This is a genomic window from Jidongwangia harbinensis, assembly GCF_020216025.1.
In the GTDB taxonomy this organism is placed as follows: Bacteria; Actinomycetota; Actinomycetes; order Mycobacteriales; family Micromonosporaceae; genus Actinoplanes; species Actinoplanes harbinensis.
Genome location: NZ_JAIWNC010000063.1, coordinates 1 through 16,969 on the forward strand (window position 1 = coordinate 1; position 16,969 = coordinate 16,969).

Annotated in this window: 16 protein-coding genes; 8 read left to right on the top strand and 8 right to left on the bottom strand. The window is 73.3% G+C overall.

What is annotated here, in order from left to right; all coding sequences use genetic code 11:
- Positions 1-808: 808 nt before the first annotated feature.
- The gene (locus LDL48_RS41400) at positions 809-2,215 is read right to left on the bottom strand and encodes a M28 family peptidase (protein ID WP_225260673.1); all 1,407 of its coding nucleotides are present in this window, start codon (positions 2,213-2,215) and stop codon (positions 809-811) included.
- A 245-nt stretch (positions 2,216-2,460) separates the two neighbouring features.
- Here LDL48_RS41400 and LDL48_RS41405 point away from each other — a divergent pair, with 245 nt between their 5' ends.
- From LDL48_RS41405 to LDL48_RS41425, 5 genes are all read left to right on the top strand, one after another.
- Entirely contained in the window at positions 2,461-3,009 is a 549-nt protein-coding gene (locus LDL48_RS41405) for a hypothetical protein (protein ID WP_225260674.1), read from the top strand.
- Positions 3,010-3,072: 63 nt separating this feature from the next.
- Positions 3,073-4,296 (top strand): NAD(P)/FAD-dependent oxidoreductase, encoded by a 1,224-nt coding sequence (locus LDL48_RS41410; RefSeq protein ID WP_225260675.1) that lies wholly within the window; start codon positions 3,073-3,075, stop codon positions 4,294-4,296.
- Positions 4,293-5,291: a DUF1702 family protein gene (locus tag LDL48_RS41415; RefSeq protein ID WP_225260676.1), complete on the top strand. Its 999-nt coding sequence runs from the start codon at positions 4,293-4,295 to the stop codon at positions 5,289-5,291. The genes LDL48_RS41410 and LDL48_RS41415 overlap by 4 nt, the downstream gene beginning before the upstream one ends.
- Positions 5,292-5,319: 28 nt before the next feature.
- Positions 5,320-5,883 (top strand): hypothetical protein, encoded by a 564-nt coding sequence (locus tag LDL48_RS41420; RefSeq protein WP_225260677.1) that lies wholly within the window; start codon positions 5,320-5,322, stop codon positions 5,881-5,883.
- Complete coding sequence (locus LDL48_RS41425) at positions 5,838-6,233, top strand: hypothetical protein (protein ID WP_225260678.1); 396 nt, start codon at positions 5,838-5,840, stop codon at positions 6,231-6,233. Before LDL48_RS41420 ends, LDL48_RS41425 begins: the two co-directional genes overlap by 46 nt.
- On the opposite strand, the gene LDL48_RS41430 is transcribed toward LDL48_RS41425, so the two are convergent.
- The 3 genes from LDL48_RS41430 to LDL48_RS41440 form a co-directional block, all read right to left on the bottom strand.
- A complete protein-coding gene (locus LDL48_RS41430; RefSeq protein WP_225260679.1) occupies positions 6,125-6,949 on the bottom strand; it encodes a metallophosphoesterase family protein in 825 nt (274 codons plus the stop codon). The genes LDL48_RS41425 and LDL48_RS41430 overlap by 109 nt on opposite strands.
- A 30-nt stretch (positions 6,950-6,979) precedes the next feature.
- On the bottom strand, positions 6,980-7,999 hold the full coding sequence (locus LDL48_RS41435; protein ID WP_225260680.1) for a LacI family DNA-binding transcriptional regulator: 1,020 nt from the start codon (positions 7,997-7,999) through the stop codon (positions 6,980-6,982).
- Positions 8,000-8,187: 188 nt separating this feature from the next.
- A complete protein-coding gene (locus tag LDL48_RS41440; RefSeq protein ID WP_225260681.1) occupies positions 8,188-8,730 on the bottom strand; it encodes a hypothetical protein in 543 nt (180 codons plus the stop codon).
- A 124-nt stretch (positions 8,731-8,854) separates the two neighbouring features.
- Here LDL48_RS41440 and LDL48_RS41445 point away from each other — a divergent pair, with 124 nt between their 5' ends.
- From LDL48_RS41445 to LDL48_RS41455, 3 genes are read left to right on the top strand one after another with little or no spacing between them, the layout of a single operon-like run.
- Entirely contained in the window at positions 8,855-10,447 is a 1,593-nt protein-coding gene (locus tag LDL48_RS41445; protein WP_225260682.1) for a glycosyltransferase family 2 protein, read from the top strand.
- Between the two features lie 47 nt (positions 10,448-10,494).
- On the top strand, positions 10,495-11,319 hold the full coding sequence (locus LDL48_RS41450; RefSeq protein WP_225260683.1) for a biotin/lipoyl attachment domain-containing protein: 825 nt from the start codon (positions 10,495-10,497) through the stop codon (positions 11,317-11,319).
- Positions 11,316-13,622: a glycosyl hydrolase gene (locus tag LDL48_RS41455; RefSeq protein WP_225260684.1), complete on the top strand. Its 2,307-nt coding sequence runs from the start codon at positions 11,316-11,318 to the stop codon at positions 13,620-13,622. The genes LDL48_RS41450 and LDL48_RS41455 overlap by 4 nt, the downstream gene beginning before the upstream one ends.
- A gap of 58 nt (positions 13,623-13,680) precedes the next feature.
- Here the strand turns inward: LDL48_RS41455 and LDL48_RS41460 are convergent, their stop codons facing one another.
- The 4 genes from LDL48_RS41460 to wecB are packed head-to-tail and all read right to left on the bottom strand — an operon-like array spanning position 13,681 to position 16,969.
- Positions 13,681-14,478 carry an ABC-2 membrane transporter-related protein gene (locus tag LDL48_RS41460; protein ID WP_225260685.1) on the bottom strand — a complete coding sequence of 266 codons (798 nt, stop codon included), beginning with the start codon at positions 14,476-14,478 and terminating at the stop codon, positions 13,681-13,683.
- Positions 14,475-15,365, bottom strand: coding sequence for an ABC transporter ATP-binding protein (locus LDL48_RS41465; protein ID WP_225260686.1), 891 nt, complete (start codon positions 15,363-15,365; stop codon positions 14,475-14,477). Before LDL48_RS41465 ends, LDL48_RS41460 begins: the two co-directional genes overlap by 4 nt.
- Positions 15,355-15,750 (bottom strand): GntR family transcriptional regulator, encoded by a 396-nt coding sequence (locus tag LDL48_RS41470; protein ID WP_225260687.1) that lies wholly within the window; start codon positions 15,748-15,750, stop codon positions 15,355-15,357. Before LDL48_RS41470 ends, LDL48_RS41465 begins: the two co-directional genes overlap by 11 nt.
- Positions 15,751-15,796: 46 nt before the next feature.
- Positions 15,797-16,969 carry a non-hydrolyzing UDP-N-acetylglucosamine 2-epimerase gene (gene wecB, locus LDL48_RS41475; protein ID WP_225260688.1) on the bottom strand — a complete coding sequence of 391 codons (1,173 nt, stop codon included), beginning with the start codon at positions 16,967-16,969 and terminating at the stop codon, positions 15,797-15,799.

The following is a 16,969-nucleotide window of genomic DNA, read 5'->3' on the forward strand; positions in this document are numbered from 1 at the left end:
ACTCCAGCCTCGGCTACCAAAGCCCCGCCACCTACGAGGACAACACCAACCTCCGACCGCTGACCGCGCTCAAGGTAGCTTGACGATCAACACATAGACCCTGTCCGCCGAATCGGGTCAAGCCCACAGCGGCGTGTGGCGGTGTGGTGCGCTGCGAGCCGTAACTTCCCACTCGCTGTCTGCCGCCTAGCCGCGTGTGGCGGTGTGGTGCGCTGCGAGCCGTAACTTCCCACTCGCTGTCTGCCGTCCGGGTGCGTGTGGCGGTGTGGTGCGCTGCGAGCCGTAACTTCCCACTCGCTGTCTGCCGCCTAGCCGCGTGTGGCGGTGTGGTGCGCTGCGAGCCGTAACTTCCCACTCGCTGTCTGCCGCCTAGCCGCGTGTGGCGGTGTGGTGCGCTGCGAACCGCAACTTCCGACCCGCTGTCTGCCGCCCGGCCGGCGCGTGTGGAAATACGGCGTGCTCCGCACCGGAGGTTGACGAGGGTTGTGCTTCGCAACGGGGGCGGCACGATGTCCCGAATGCGGCTTCCGAGCGGCAGATCTTGGAGGCTGGGGCAGATCTTGGAGCGGTATCGCCCCCCAGGGGGCCATTTCGCTCCAAGGTTCGGCCGAGCCTCCAAGATCTGCACGGACACCGAACAGCGCAAAGCCTATGAATCCCGACGCAGTGGGCGGGATGTCTCGGCCGGGCGATGGCGAATGGCAACCAGCCGTCCGAGATCGGCCGACGGCGACGAGTTGCTGTGGACGGGCCGGCGCAGATGGGCCGACTCAGGTGGGCTCATCAGGCGGATCGCTCGCTGGGAGAATCACGGGGCCGTCGCGGCCAGCCGGCCCGCGGTCCAGGTCAGTGCCGCGGTGTGCCGGGCCAGCACGACCGGGTCCACGTTGGCCGCGCCGTCGCACGTCAGCCGGTGGCAGGGGTCGTACGGCTCCCCGGCCCGCCCGCCGAACATGCGCCGCTCGGCCGGGGTCTTGCGACCGTCCGCGCCGCCGAACACGCCGCCGACCGGGATGCCGAAGGTGGCGAACGCGTCGGTGTCGGAAGCACCGGTGAGGGGTACCGGCACCGAGCCGTTGCCGTGTTCGGACAGGTGGCGGCGCAGCAGGCGGGCGATGCCCGGGTCGCCGTCCAGCACCCCGGAGATGTGGTTGGTGGAGCCCAGCGCGTCGGCGTCCAGGTAGGCGGCGATCCGGCCGACCTCGGCGGGCGGCAGCGTGTACACGTAGTGCGTCGCGCCCGGCGCCCACACCGCCGCGCTGCTCCACCAGGCGAACCGCACCGCTCGCGCGGGCTGCCATCCGGACAGCGCCGGGTCGCGCAGGCGCAACGCCATCTCCAGCAGGGCCGCGCTGCCGGTTGCGCTGTCGTTCAGTCCGGGACTGCCCGGCGCGCTGTCCAGGTGTGCGCCGATCAGCAGCACCCGCGCCGGGTCCCCGGCGGGCGTCTGGGCGGTGACGTTGCTGGTGCGCCGGGTCTCCGTGACGGCGGGGGTGCGCAGCCGGACCACCGGCCGTTCGCCGGCCAGCCGGGCGCCGAGCCGGTAGCTGACGCTGAACGCCGGGATCGCCGCGCCGGGGGTGCTCAGGCTGCCCAGCAGCGGCCCGAGCCGGTCCGGCTGGCCCTCGTTGAACGCGATCAGCGCGACCGCCCCGGCCGCCGCGGCGTGGTCGGCCTTGACCCGGTAGTTGCAGGTGCCGCGCTGGACCAGCGCGATCCGGCCGGGCGGGAAGCCGGCGAAGTCGGCGGCCTCGCAGCCGCTGGTGGACGTGTTCGGGGTGGCGGACGGCGGGATCGTCACGTCCACCGGGTGCACCCGGGCGGACACCTCGCCGGCCGGGGTGTGCAGCATCGCGGAGAAGTCCCGGCCCAGCTCGGGCCGGTCGCGGTGGAAGCCGAGCGGGTGCAGCACCGGCGGGACCGGGTAGACCGGGAAGTCGTACGGCTGCACGGTGACCTGGTAGCCGGCCGCGGTGAGGGCGTCGGCGACGTAGGTGGCCGAGGCGTCGTGCCCGGGGGTGCCGGCGGCGCGGGTGCCACCGGCCTCGGCGGCGAACCGGCCGAACCGGTGGACGTGGGCGAGCACCGTCTCGCCGGTGACGGCACGCGCCCACTGGCGGGCCGGTGCGCCCGGGTCGGCCGCGGCGGCGGGCGCGACCGGCAGGGCGGCGCCGAGCAGGGTGGCGGCCAGTGCCGCTCCGAGGCGACGCATCATCAATTCCTCCTCGGCACCGGAATGCGGAAATCGTCGGCGCACCCACTTTCGCCGTTATCCGCCGCCGAACGCTATGGATTTGTTGCGCCGCGTGGCAGGTGCGCAATTCCCGGTGGTCGGCCGCGACGCAAATATGACCGGTCGGTCGCCGGCCATGTCGCAACATTGGCCAAGTCGGGCACGCCGCCGGTCGGTCAGATTGGAGTCACCAGATCCCGTCTGGGACGAGTGAAAGGGAAGAAGCCATGACCGACAGCAAGATCGCCGTCGAGAGGCTCACCGAGTACGACACCGTACTCGAGCTGAGCTACGCGGAGTCCGAGGTCGGACTGCGCACGCTGGACGGCCGCACCGAGCGGATCAGCATGCACACCGCGTGCCCGACCGAGTTCATCGTGCACGAGCCCACCGTGGCCGAGAGCGGCGACCTCACCATGCACCTCGAGATCATCCGCTTCGAGCTGGTCGGGGTCAGCACCGAACTGTGGCCCGGCGCGGAGATCAAGGTGCTGGGCGGCGCGCTGAGCGCCCCGGACGCCCGGCCCATTCTCGGCACCGTGCACGTCCCGGCCGGCCGCAAGCTGGCCGAAGGTGTGGACAGCGAGCAGGTCCTGTTCCTGACGGTGGAGACGCCGGACGGCACCCTGCACAACAACACCCCGGTGCGGATGTCCGGCAAGCTGTTCCGGATCCCGCCGATCGGGTCCCGCTTCGAGTCGCAGTGCGACGTCCCGCTGTACGACGTCCGCGGTGAGAAGCACCTCGAGCTGTGGGCCTGCGCGAACGAGGCCTGAGCAGCGGCGGTGGGGACGGGCCGGCCCGTCTCCACCGCGGTGCGTACCGGGGGAGGAGTGCCCTTGTTCGACGTCCTTGTCGTGGGTGGCCGGGTGGCGGGTTCGGCCACGGCGATCCTGCTGGCCCGGCTCGGCTACCGGGTCGCGCTGGTCGACCGTGACCACCACCCGAGCCCGGCCGTGTCCACCCACGTGTTCGGCGACTGGGCGGCGTTCGGCCGCCTCGGCGTGCTCGATGATCCCAGGCTGGCGTCCGCGCCGGCCCTGACCCGTTTCCGGACCGAGGTGGAGGGCTGCGCGACCGAGGCCGATCTGCTGGCCACGCCGTACGCGCGGGCGCTGCGCCGGGAGGTCCTGGACCCGATGCTGATCGAGTACGCCGGCAAGGCCGGGGACGTCACCTGGTACGAGGGCGCCCGGGTGGCCGCCCTGCTGCGGGACGGCGACCTGGTCACCGGCGCCCGGGTGCTGGTCGACGGCCGCCCGGTGGAGCTCCCGGCCCGGATCGTGGTGGGCGCGGACGGCCGGAACTCGACGGTCGCCCGGGCCGTGGGCGCCCGCGCCTACCTCACCCGCCCCCGCCTGCGGCTCGCCTACTACGCCTACTACACCGGGGTGGCCGGCGCCGCCCTGCCCGCGCTGGAGTACTACTGGCACGGCTCGGACGTGGTCATCGTCGCACCCTGCGACGGTGACCTGCACTGCATCTGCGTGATGCCGCGGGACGACGACCTGACCGCCTGGCGGGCCGGGCACGAGGACCGGTTCGCGCGGGTGCTCGCGTCGATCCGCACGCTCGCCGCGCGGCTGGCCGGGGCGACCCGGGTGGGCCCGGTGCACGGCAGCGGCAACCTGCGCAGCCACCTGCGCGAGCCGGCCGGGCCCGGCTGGGCACTGGTCGGCGACGCCGGGGCCGCGGTGCACCCGTGCATCGGCGCCGGCATCGACCACGCGGTCTTCTCCGCCGGGTTGCTCGCCGACACCGTGCACCGGCACCTGACCGGCGGGGAGAGCTGGACCGCGGTGACCGCGGACTACCGCGACGCCCGGGACGCCCGGATCCGCCCGGCCTGCGAGTCCGCGGTACGGCTGGCCGGTCGCGGCGCCCTGACCGGCGCGGACGCGCGCTGGCTGCAGGTGCTGCTCGGCATGCCCGGTTCCGCGCACGACCTGGGCAGCCGGGCGGTGGACGTGCTGCGCACCATCGCCGGCGACGACGCGGTGGCCCGGATGGCCGCGCTGATCGGTGCGGCCGGCACCCCGACCCGAGCGGAGGAGACACCGTGACCGCGTTGACCAACCGTCCCCGGCACCGCCGGGGAACGCTGACCCGGCGGGTGGTGCTGACCGCGTCGGCGCGCGACCCGGAGCGGTTCGAGCCGCTGCTCGACTCGTTCGTGTTGCGCGACGACTGGCAGCGGGCCCGCACCCGTACCGTGCTGGGTTCGTTCCTGCGTGGTTATCACGCCTTCGCCCGGGCGGTGGACCTGGACGAGGTGCACGCCGACCTGGCCGGGGTGGACCGGTACTACCGGCCGTTCGCCTACGAGGGCGCGGCCATGGGGTTCGGGCCGTGGGCGTTCCTCAACCGGCGCGGCTACCGCGACTTCGACGCCGTGCTGGGGGAGTTCCACCCGCAGACGGTGTATCAGAACTACGTCGGGCTGGGCTGGTGGCTGGCCACCCGTCCGGCGCTGTCCCGCCCCGGCACCGCCGCGGTCACCGGGATGCTGCACCCGCACTTCCGGCTGCTGCCGTACGAGGGCATCGGTTTCCGGGCCGGCTTCCTCGGCGCCGGGCGTACCTCGGTGACCCGGTCCTTCGCCCGCTACGGCGCCGGTCCGGCGCACGTCTGCTTCCAGGGGTACGGCCGCAGCCTCTGGTTCGCCTGCATGGGCGATCTGGGCCGGGCGGCGGCGCTGATCGGCGCGCTGCCGGCCGAGGTGCACGGCGACTGCTGGAGCGGCCTGGGCCTCGGTTTCGCCTACAGCTGGCTGGACCGGGCCGAGTACCTCGCCCAGGTGGTCTCCTGGGTGCCGGACGAGTTCCGCGCCGACTTCTTCCAGGGCACCGCGTTCGGCTGGGAGGCGCGGCAGCGCGCCGACCGTCCGCTGTTCGACGCGCTGACCGGCCGGCTCGGCGAGGCGCAGCGGGTCTACATCGCCGGATCGCTGCGCGCGGTGGCCCGGGCCCGGGACGACCTGGCGGACCGTGGCGTACGCGACAGCTTCTACCTGGCCTGGCGGGCCGGCACCCGGACGCGCCTGCCCGCTTCTCCCTGACCGATCGACGCACCGGAAAGGAACCACCATGACCCTGGCGCAGCCGACCGCCGGCACCGGCCTGAACACCCGGTACCACCGTCCCGCCCTGTTGTTCTTCCTGGCCGTCGTGGTCGCGCACTGGGCCGAGCATCTGACCCAGGCGGTGCAGATCTGGGGGCTGGGCTGGCGCCCGCCCGAAGCCCGCGGTGTGCTCGGCATGCCGTTTCCCTGGCTGGTCAGCCAGGAGTGGCTGCACTACGCGTACGCGATCGTCATGCTGGCCGGTCTGGTGCTGCTGCGGCCGGGTTTCACCGGCGCGGCCCGCACCTGGTGGACCGCGGCGCTGGTGATCCAGACGTGGCACCACCTCGAGCATCTGCTGCTGCTGATCCAGGCGCAGACCGGCAACCCGTTCTTCGGCAGCGCGGTGCCGGTCAGCCTGGCCCAGCTCGTGGTGCCCCGGGTGGAGCTGCACCTGTTCTACAACGCGATCGTGTTCCTGCCCATGGTGGTGGCCATGTACCTGCACCGGCGGCCCGGGCCGGAGGAGCTGTCCCGGATGTCGTGCTCGTGCGTGCCGCGGACCGGGGCCGGACCCCGGGCGTCGTGATGGGCCGGTGGACCCGCCGGGGGTGCGCCGCCGGTGTCCTGCTGCTGACCGCGGTGGTGGCCGGCGCGGCCGGCCGGGCCGGCCCGGCGCCGGTCCCGGCCGGTTCGGGTCACGACCACAGCTCGGGTGTGGACCCGGTGACGTCGGCGGTGCTGCTGGTGAACGTGATCGTGCTGGCCGTGCTGGCGGTGCTGGCCCGGCGGCGTCCGCCCGGGGTGCGCCGCCCCGGGCCGGCCTGGTGCTACCGGGAGCGGGCGGAGTCGTCCGGTGACCGCGACGTCAGCCAGCCGGACGGCCCCCGGGTCCACTCGCCGGCCGGGTGGCCGGCGAACCGCTCGCCGTCGAACTGACGGGTCTGCAGCCGCAGCCGATCGCGGCCGGTCAGCGTCAGCAGCTGATAGGACTGGGGGCGGCCGGCGCGTACCCGGGTGGAGGTGGTGCCGGCCATCACCGCCAGGATGTGCCGGCCCAGTCCCGGGTACGTCTCGGCCAGGTCGGTGTGCGCCGCCACATGGTGGTGGCCACAGAGGATCACGTCCACCTGCGCGTCGGCCGCCGCCCGCAGGGCCGGGCGCAGGCCGCGGACCAGGTGTGCGGCGGGCCGCTCCGGTGACCGGAAGACCGGGTGGTGCAGCACCAGCACCCGCAACCCCGGACCGGTGTACGCGGACCGGATCCGGGCCCGCTGGCGCCGGTCGACGCGTCCCTCGACCCAGAAGTACGGCCGGGCGGTGTTCAGGCCGAGCACCTCGACGTCGCCGTGCCGGCGCACCGGTTCGGTGTCCCGGCCGATCGCCCGGCGGTAGTTCGCCAGCGGCGCGACCAGCCGCTCGAACACCCGGAACAGCGGCAGGTCGTGGTTGCCCGGCACGCTGATCCAGGGGGTACCGAGCGAGTCCAGCAGGGCGCGGGCCGCGGCGAACTGCGGCCGCTGGGCGCGCATCGTGAGGTCGCCGCTGACCACGGCGAGGTCGACGCGCTGGGCCGCGACATCGGCGGTGAACGCGGCCTGGACGGCCGGGCTGTCCGCACCGAGGTGCAGGTCGGAGAGATGCGCGATCTGCACGTGCGACAGTCTATCCGGTCGCTCCGGCGGTCAGCCCGACTCGCGGATCACCAGCCGGGCCGGGAGGACGACGGCCGGCTCGACCGTCTCGCCGCCGGCCATCCGCAGCACCTGCCGGGCCATGGTCCGCCCGATGTCGTGAATGGGCTGGTGGACCGTGGTCAGCGGGGGTTCCGCGTACCAGGCCACCGCGGTGTCGTCGAAGCCGATCACCGCCACGTCGTCGGGCACCCGCCGGCCGGACCGGCGCAGGGCCCGCAGCGCGCCGGACGCCATCAGGTCGGAGGCCACGAAGACCGCGTCGAGGTGCGGTTCGTCCGCGAGCAGCTGCTCCATCGCGGCGCTGCCGGACTCCCGGCCGAAGTCACCGAACGCCACCCGCGGCGGCCGGCCCGCGGCCGCCATCTCGGCCCGGTAGCCGGCCAGCCGGTCGATGCCGCCGGTGACGTCCTGCGCGCCGGCGATGGTGGCGATGCACCGCCGGCCGGAGCCGATCAGCCGGCGCACCGCGAGCCGGGCGCCCTCGGCGTTGGCGACGTCGACGTAGGGCACCGAGAGGCGGCCCCGGGGGCGCCCGTTGACCACCACCGGTACGCCCATCCGGACCAGCCGGTGGGTGAGCGGGTCGGCGCCGAGCGCGGAGGCCACCATCACGCCGTCGACGTACCGGCCGGCCGCGGACTGCTGGATGTGGTCCTGGCTGCGCTGCGAGTTGACCATCTGCAGGACGAGTTCCTTGCCGGCCGCGTCCAGATGCTGGCTCACCCCGTGCACCAGGGACGGGAAGAAGGTGTCGTCGGAGAAGGACCGGCCGGCCGACTCGGTGAGCACCAGCGCGTACGAGTCCATCCGGTGGGTGACCAGGCTGCGTGCCGCCTGATTCGGCACGTACCCCATCTCGTCGACCGCGCGCAGCACCTTCGCGCGCATGTCGGTGGCGACCGTCATCGACCCGTTGACCACCCGGGACACGGTGGCCCGGGACACGCCGGCCCGGGTGGCGACCGCCTCCAGCGTCGGCCGTCGCGAGTCCCGCGTCCCGCCGTCCATTGTGCCTCCCGTAACACCGCTGCCGGACCCGCCCGGCACCGGATCGAAATGTTTACCCGCGGGCCGCCGATAAAGTCGGTCCGTTGTGATTACGGTGAGGCGCGTCTCCGCCGCGATGATCACCACAATGACAAGAAAGATACCTCCCCGGAAACCTCGGCCGCCGGTGAACCCGGATGTGACCGTACTCATCCCGCACGCGGTGCGCAATCCATGTCGGCGGATGTCCGAGCCGCCGACTCGACGATCTTCGCCGGGTAATGCCGGACGCCGGTAACCGGCCCTTTCAGGGTGGTGCCGAACTGCCTGGCAGTGGGCCGGATCGGGCGGCGCGAGCCGACGGTGCACGCCGCTAGCGGAGGTATGAGCGGCGTCTTGACCTTGGCATCTGCCGGCCGGAGCGAACGGCCGCGCGATTTCGGATAGCGCAATGAATGCCCGAAACAATCATCGTGCGCGCGGCCGCCACTGATCCGTCCGGCAGAAGCGATGCATCTCACCGCCCACCTTTCCCCGGCGCACTGACCTGCGACCCGGCCGGCGTGGTGATCGATCCGGCGGCGGCATTTGATGAACATCGCGTTTACGAACGAAGACAGTGCCGTTTCCGCGTCGCCGCGCGGCCCGGTATGTGGCGGCAGTAACCGCATTTGCCAATGACGGCGGTCTGCCCCTACCGTTTTTTCCGGTGCCGCTCGACGACGTTGGCCAATGTGATCGTCGTTTACCACGGAGAAATGCCAGACGTATACCCACGCAATGTTGCGGGGGTCACTCGGGCCCATTCGGCGGGGACACGCCGCCGGTCTGCGGCTCGTGCCGAAGTTCGGCCTGCGGAAACATCTTGGAGCAACCATGTCGACCACTGATCCCCCGACCCGCCCGGCCGCCGCGTCCACGCGGCGGGCCTGGCGGCCGCTGCAGCGGTCCACTCGCCTCGCCATCTTCGGGGCACTGCTCGCGACGATCTTCTACCAGACCTTCCTGCTCGACCCGCAGTACCGCGGGCCGGTCTGGCTGTGGACCGCGATGCTGCTCGCCGAGGGCCTGACCGCCATCCACGCCATCGGCACCTGGTGGACCATCCTGGCCCACGACAACCGGGCCGAGCCGGTGGAGGTGACGGTGCGGCGCAACCGGCTGCGCGCCGGCGCCGAGGTCCCGGGCATCGACGTCTTCATCACCGCGTACGGGGAGGACCCCGCGCTGGTCCGCACCACGCTGCGGGCCGCCCGCGACATGGACCTGGAGCACCGGACCTGGGTTCTCGACGACGGCGACAGCGACGTCCTGCGGAGCATCTGTACCGACGAGGGGGTCGGCTACCTGCGCCGCGACGGCGGACTGCACGCCAAGGCCGGCAACGTCAACGCCGCGCTCGCCCGCACCTCCGGCGAGTACGTGGTGATCCTCGACGCCGACCACGTTCCGGAGCCGAACTTCCTGCTCCAGGTCCTGCCGCACTTCGAGGACCCGGACGTGGCGTTCGTCCAGTCGCCGCAGTCGTACACCAACCAGACGAACCTCGTCTCCACCGGCACGTCGGAAGCCCAGCGCATCTTCTACGAGCTGGTGTGCCCCGGCAAGAACCACTTCAACGCGGCGTTCTGCGTGGGCACGAACGTGATGTTCCGCCGTAGTGCGCTGGACGAGATCGGCGGCATCGCCACCGGCAGCAACTCCGAGGACATCTGGACCTCGCTGGAACTGCACCGGCGCGGCTGGAAGTCCATCTACGTACCGCAGGTGCTGGCCCGCGGCCTGGCGCCGGTGGACGTGGCGTCGTACTTCAAGCAGCAGCTCCGCTGGGCCAGCGGCGGCTTCGAGGTGATCCTGCGCGGCCGGCTGTTCCGGCGTGGCAACGGGCTCACCGTCGACCAGCGGCTGCAGTACCTGTTCGTCGGCACGCACTACCTGCTCTCGCTGGCGATGCTCACGTTCATGCTGCTGCCGGCGTTCTACCTGCTGTTCGCGCTGAGCCCGATCCGCGCCGACGGGGTCACCTGGGCGACGCACTACGTGCCGTTCCAGGTGATGGTCCTGGTCGTCACGTGGCTGCAGTCCGGTGGCTTCAAGGGCTCGGCCATCGTCGCCAGCATCGGCGCCGCGCCGGTGCACGCCAAGGCGTTCTGGGCGACGCTGCGCCGCCGGCCGGCGAAGTGGAGCGTCACCAACCAGGCCGGCGGGAGCACCCGGTCGCTCTGGGTCGTCATGCCGCAGCTGGCCCTGCTGCTGCTCAACGTGACCGGGATCGTGGTCGGCCTGGCCGTGATGGCCGACCCGGCGCCGACCTGGCTCTCCGTGGCCTGGGCCACCATGATCGTAATGATCCTGGGCCGGATGATCGTGGAATCGGTCACCGGTCGCGACCACGACGAGACCGGCCCGGCCAGCGCCGGCCGGGCCGCCGGACCCGCGGGCCTGCCCGCGGTGGCACCGGCTCGCTGAGTACGCACCCCCACGGATCTGTTCCGTCGTTCTAAGGGATTACCGCCATGACCAGTGTGGTCGAGCACGACCGTCTCGAACAGTCACCGCAGTCCTTCGACCAGGCGCACCAGGTCGCCGGGGACCCCGCCCCGGCGCCCGGGAAGCGCACCCTCAGGTCGCGGATCCCCGCGGTCCGCACGTTCCTCGTCACCGTCGCGCTGCTCGCCGGCGCCGGCACCGGCGGGGCCTACGTCCTGAACCACCGGCTCGCCGAGAGCGCCTTCGTGACGCTGCACGACGCGGTGCTCACCGCGGACGCGCTCCCGGTCGGCTCCACCGGCGCCGGCGTGGTGACCGAGGTCCTGGTCACCGAGCAGACCCGGGTCGCCGTGGGCCAGGAACTCGCCCGGGTACGGCTGGCGCCGGACCCGTCCGTCGCCCGCCGGCAGCCGACGGTGGAGACGCTGCGCGCCCCGGTATCCGGCACGGTGTCCAAGGTGGACATCGCGGTCGGTGGTGTGCTGGCGGTCGGTGAACCGGTCATCACGCTGTACGACCACTCCAAGCTGAGCTTCGCGGCCAAGGCCACCGAGGAGGAGCTCCGCGAGCTGCGCCTCGGCATGGCGGCGCAGATCACCGGCCCCGGCCTGGACCGCCCGGTCCCGGTCGTCGTCGACCACGTGCAGGCACGGATCGGGCCCGACCCGCTCTCCGAGGCCCCGCTCACCGAGGAGCAGAAGGCGGAACACGAACAGCTCACCGTCGTGCTGGTTCCGCGCACCGATGCCGTCGACACGGTGAGCGCGCTCGTACCGGGGCTGCGCTTCACCGCCGACATCGACACCAAGACCGCGGCGGGTCGTACCCCCGCGGTGAACGGAGCGGGATGACCAACCACTTCCGGCGGATCGTGACCGCCGCATGTGTCGTGCCGACGGTGTTGTTCACCGCGGCCTGCTGGACCGGAGGCGGATCGGACATGGCCACCCGCGACCCGGCGCCGCCGGCGTCCGGCGCGCTCAGCGAGGGCGCCGCCACCACCCTGCTGGGCCGCCCGGAGGTGGGCGGCCGGGCCAGCCTGGCCGACGCCGCCCCGGCCGACATGAGCCCGAGGACCGGCCCGGTCCAGGCCGGCCGGCCGCTGGCCGGGCAGGCGCTGCCCACCAACCAGTGGTGGACCTCCGCCCTCACCGGTCCGCTGGACCAGCCGATCTGGGCGCGTCCCCTGGCGATCGGGAACACCGGCGCCGGCCTCGGGATCAGCTCGGCCGCGCCGGCCGCGTCGGCCAAGGCCGTGGTGACACCGTTCCAGCCGGCGCTCAGCGCCGGCGGGGCGATCTCCGCGGTGCGGGTCGTCGGGTACGGCGCCTTCCACGTCGTGCTGCGGGCCGAACTCCGCGGCGGCGGCACCATGGAGATCACCGCGGTGCAGGGGAGTCCGTTGCTGTACCTGGACTTCGCCGGCGCCACCCCGGTGCTGAACGCGAGCGGGCCGATCGGCCGGGTCGGCGGCGCCGGCCCGCTCGCCCAGCTCACCATCGCCGGTCAGCGCTGGGACGTGCTGGCCCAGGACGGCGCCGGCTGGCGCCAGACGGGCAACACGCTCACCGTGGACCGGCCGGACAAGGGCGCGATCGTGGTGGCCCGGGTACCGGACCGGGCCGAACCGGCCCAGTGGACGCAGGCCCTGGCCGGCGCCGCCGGTGACCCGGTGATCCGCACCACCGCACACATGACGCACGACGGCGCCGCCGGCACGGTGACGCAGAACCTCGGCGTCGAACGGCAGTCCGGCCGGCCCGCCGTCTGGGCGCTGCTGCCGCACCAGCAGGCGGGCCTGGTGCCCGGCGGCGGCGTCGAGCCGATGGCCGGCGGGTACCCCGACACGCGCGGGGCGCTGACCGTGGCGCGGGCCACCGGGGTCCGGGTCCGGGTGCCGATGCCCGGGCTGATCACCGAGACACCGGTGATCCCGCTCTCCGACCCCGCTCGCGCCGCGGTGCGGGCCGACCTCGACCGGGACCTCGCGGACCGGCCCGCCGGCGCGGGCGGCGGCAGCTACTTCGGCCTGAAGGAACTCGGCCGGCTGGCCACCGTCGCCGAGGTGGCGAAGGGGATCGGCGCGCTGCCGCAACGGGAGGCCGCCCTGAGCCGCCTGCGATCCGGGCTGGTCGACTGGCTGACCTACGGCGGGCCGGGGGACGTCCGGTACTTCGCGTACGACAAGGTGTGGGGCGGGCTGACCGCCGTGCCCGCCGAGTTCGGCAGCGGCGACTACAACGACCACCACTTCCAGTACGGGTACCTGGTCCGCGCGGCCGCCGTGCTCGCCGCGGCGGACCCGGCCTTCCGCCGCGACTACGGCGGTGCCGTGGACCTGGTGGTGCGCGACTTCAGCGGCACGCTGTCCGGTGACGGTCCGGAGGGTTTCCCGGCGTTCCGCGCGTTCAACGCCTACCTCGGGCACTCCGCGGCCTCCGGGTTCGGCCGGTTCGCCGACGGCAACAACCAGGAGTCGTCGAGCGAGGCGGTGGCCGCCTGGGAGGCGGTGACCCGGTGGGGCATCGTCTCCGGGAACGCGCAGCTGACCTCGTACGGCATCACCCACTACGCGCTGGAGGCGGCGACCGCCCGCCGGTACTGGCTGGGGGAGCAGGGCGAGCGCCCGGCCGGCTACCGGCACACCGGCGCCGGGATCGTCTGGGACGCGAAGATCGACTACGCCACCTGGTTCGACCCGAAGCCGGAGTCCATCCTGGGCATCCAGTTGCTGCCGTTGACGTTCGGTTCGCTGTACCGCGGCGACCCGGCCAAGGCGGCGGCCCGGTCCGCCGAGCTGACCCGGGACGTGGGCGGGAAGCCACGGGTGTGGGCCGACCTGTTCGCCGCGGACCTCGCCGTGGCGGATCCCGCGTCGGCCCGGCAGCGGCTCGTCCCGAAGCTGCCCCGGGAGGAGAGCACCAGTCGCGCGATGGTGCGCTACTGGGTGGAGATGCTGGCCGCGTACGGGCCACCGCAACCGGCCGTGGTCGCGGACGGCCCGTACGGTCTCGCGTTCGGCGGCACCGAGCGCCCGCACCTGATGGCGGTCAATCCGACGACGGAGTCCCGGACCGTGACGTTCCGGAAGAACGGTGCCGTCGTGGCGGTCGTGGTCGTCGATCCGGGACAGAGCATCGTCCGGCGACCGTGAGGTAGGCGGCGGCGCGGGCGGCGGGCCGATCGGCCCGCCGCCACCGCGCTCGGCGCGGTCACCGGGAGGCGCGGCTCCCGGCCCGGCGGGCGAGCAGGGCCAGGGCGACGGCGCCGGCGCCGAGCACCGCGCCCGCGAGGTAGGCGAACGGATCCATCGCCGTCATGTCGTCGGCGAACGTGCCCGCGGTGCCGTCGGCCGCCGGATCGGTGCCGCCGGTCAGCACCCCGAGCGGATAGAACAGCAGCACCGCGACGCCGCCCCCGGCCATCACCACGAACGGCCCGCCGATCACCGTCAACACCAGCGTCGGCAGGGTCCGGCCGGTGACCAGACCCAGCACGGCGGCCAGGGCGATCAGCACCACGGTCTGCCCCACCATGTAGCCGGCGTTGTTGAAGTGCAACAGCTGCAGCAGTTCGTAGGTGTCATTGGCCAGCACCGTGTACCGGATCCCGGCCAGCCGGTGCGCGGTGGCCACGCAGGCGGCGCAGGCGGCGCCGGCGGCGAGCGCCCAGCCCAGCTTGGTGAGCACCCAGCGCTCCCGCGGGACGGACTGGGTCAGCACGAACGCGATGGTGTCCTCCTCGCGCTCGCGGGCGAACAACGCCACCCCGAGGATCAACCCCAGCAGCGGGGGTACGAACGCCGCGACGAGTTCCATGCCGAGGACCGCGTTCAGCGCGCCCCCGCTCGGATAGCACTCGTTCGGGTCGCGGCAGTCCGGTACGCCGGCGCGGTCCAGCTGCCGTTGCACCACCCCGGCCGCGTGCAGCACGTAGGCGGTGGCCGCGGCGGCCACCGAACCGGCCACGATCAGGTACGGCCGGAGCAGGCGGAGCGCGAGCCAGGTCATGCGAGCGACACCTCCACGGACGGATGCGGCGCCCCGGTCCGCAGGTAACCGAGGAGCAGTTCCTCGAGCGTGGGCCGGTGCCAGGTGACGGTGCCGGCGTCCGGGGGCGCGGCGGTGGCGACCAGGGCGGTGAACTCGCCGCCGTCCCGGCGTACCTCGATCGTCTCCAGGCCGTCGAGCGCGCCGAGGTCGCGCTCCGCGCCGACCGCGAGCCGGTGCGCGGCCAATGCCGGCTCCACCTCGGCCGCCAGGCGCACCTGCCCGCCGCCGAGCACCACGACGTGGTCGCAGACGTCCTGGACGTCGGCCACCACGTGGGTGGACATCAGCACGGTGGTGCCGCGGTCGGCGACCTCGGCCATCAGGGCACCGACGAACTCGGTGCGGGCCACCGGGTCGAGGCTGGCCAGCGGCTCGTCCAGGACCAGCAGGTCCGGTCGCTTCCCGAGGGCCACGGCCAGCGCCAGCCGGGCGCGCTGCCCGGCCGCCAGCGCACCCACCCGGGCGGTGACCGGAAGCGGCCCGGCGTCGACCAGCCGCCGGGCGTACCCGGCGTCGAAGTGCGGATTCAGCCGGGCGCCCAGTCGCAGCGTCTGCTCCACGGTCAGCATCCGGTACAGCGGCGCCTGCTGGGCGACGTAACCGATCCGGGGCAGCACCCCGGCGCCGGCCGGCTCTCCGAAGACCCGGATCCGCCCGCGGTACGGGCGCAGCAGGCCCACCACCGCCCGCAGCAGCGTGGTCTTGCCGGCGCCGTTGCGGCCCAGCAGCGCCACGACCGCGCCGGGCGGCACCGCGAAGGTGCAGTCGCGCAACGCGGGCACGTCGCCGAACCGGTGGCCGACGCCCTCGGCGGCGACCGCGGCGGACGGGATCTCAGCGGGCATGGGTGTGCGACTCCTCCTGATCGGCGGCCACGTCGGTGACGAGCGCCTGGATGTCGGGCAGGTCCAGACCGGCGGCCCGGGCGCGCCCGATCCACCCGGCCAGTTCCTGCCGCAACGCCGTGACGTCGACCTGCGGTTGCGGCAGGGACGGGCGGACGAACGTGCCGGAGCCCTGCCGCGGCTCCACCAGCCCGGCCGTCTCCAGGTCCCGGTACGCCCGCAGCACGGTGTTGGGGTTGATCCCGGTTCGCTCGGCGACCTCCCGGGCGGTGGGCAGCCGGTCGCCCGGTGCCAGCCGGCCCACCCGGACCGCCTGCCGGACCTGCTGCACCAGCTGCGCGTACACCGCGGTGCCGGAGCGCCGGTCGACCCGGAAAGTGATCATGCCACCAAGTCCACTAATTCATTAGTGGACTGAGTTTCTCGGTCCGCTACGCCGTTGTCAAGATCCCCGGGTCCGGCACCGGACCGAACGGCTCGGCGGGCCCACCGGACCCGAGGTGGTGGGCGATGGCCGCGACGACCCGTTCCGCGGCGCGGCCGTCGCCGTACGGGTTCACCGCGTTCGCCATGCGGCGGTAGGCGACGGCATCGTGCAGCAACGTCCGCACCGTCCCGACGATGACCGCCGGGTCGGTGCCGACCAGCCGGGCGGTCCCGGCGGCGACCCCCTCCGGTCGCTCCGTGGTGTCCCGCACGACCAGCACCGGTTTGCCGAGGCTCGGTCCCTCCTCCTGCACTCCGCCGGAATCGGTGAGGATGAGATGGCTGCGATGCATCAGCCGGCAGAACCCCGCGTAGTCCAGCGGCTCGACCACGGTGACGTTGGTACGGCCGTCCAGCGGTGGCAGCAGCGACTCCCGTACCGCCGGGTTGCGGTGCACCGGGATCACGATCCGCAGCCCCGGCTCGGTGACCGCCAGCTGTGCCAGGGCCTCGCCCACCCGCTCCAGCGGCCGTCCCCAGGACTCCCGCCGGTGCGCCGTGACCAGCAGGACCGGAGCGTTGGCGCGGTCCAGATCGTCCAGCGCCGCGTCGCCGTACCCCGGAGCGTGGGCCACCGACCACAGCAGCGCGTCGATCACGGTGTTCCCGGTGACCACCACGGACCCGGCCGGCACGCGCTCGGCGAGCAGGTTCGCGGCCGAGGACGGCGTCGGTGCCAGATGCAGCGCGGCCAGCGACGCGATCAGCCGGCGGTTGGCCTCCTCGGGGTACGGCGCCCAGATGTCGCCGGTACGCAGGCCCGCCTCGAGATGGGCGACCGGCACCCGCTCGTAGTAGGCGGCGAGCGAGGCGGCGAACGCCGTGGTGGTGTCGCCCTGCACCAGCACCAGGTCCGGGCGGTAGCCGCACATCAGCGGTCCCAGCTCGGCCAGGAGGCGCTGGGTCATGCCGCCGAGGGTCTGCCGCGGCCTCAGCATGTCGAGATCCACGTCCGGGACGATGTCGAAGAGCTTGACCACCTGATCGAGCATGTGCCGGTGCTGCGCGGTGGCGACCGTGACCAGGCCGAACCGGGGGTCCTCACGGAGCGCCCGGATGACCGGAGCCACCTTGATGGCTTCCGGCCGGGTGCCGTAGACGACCATGACTGTGTGCAC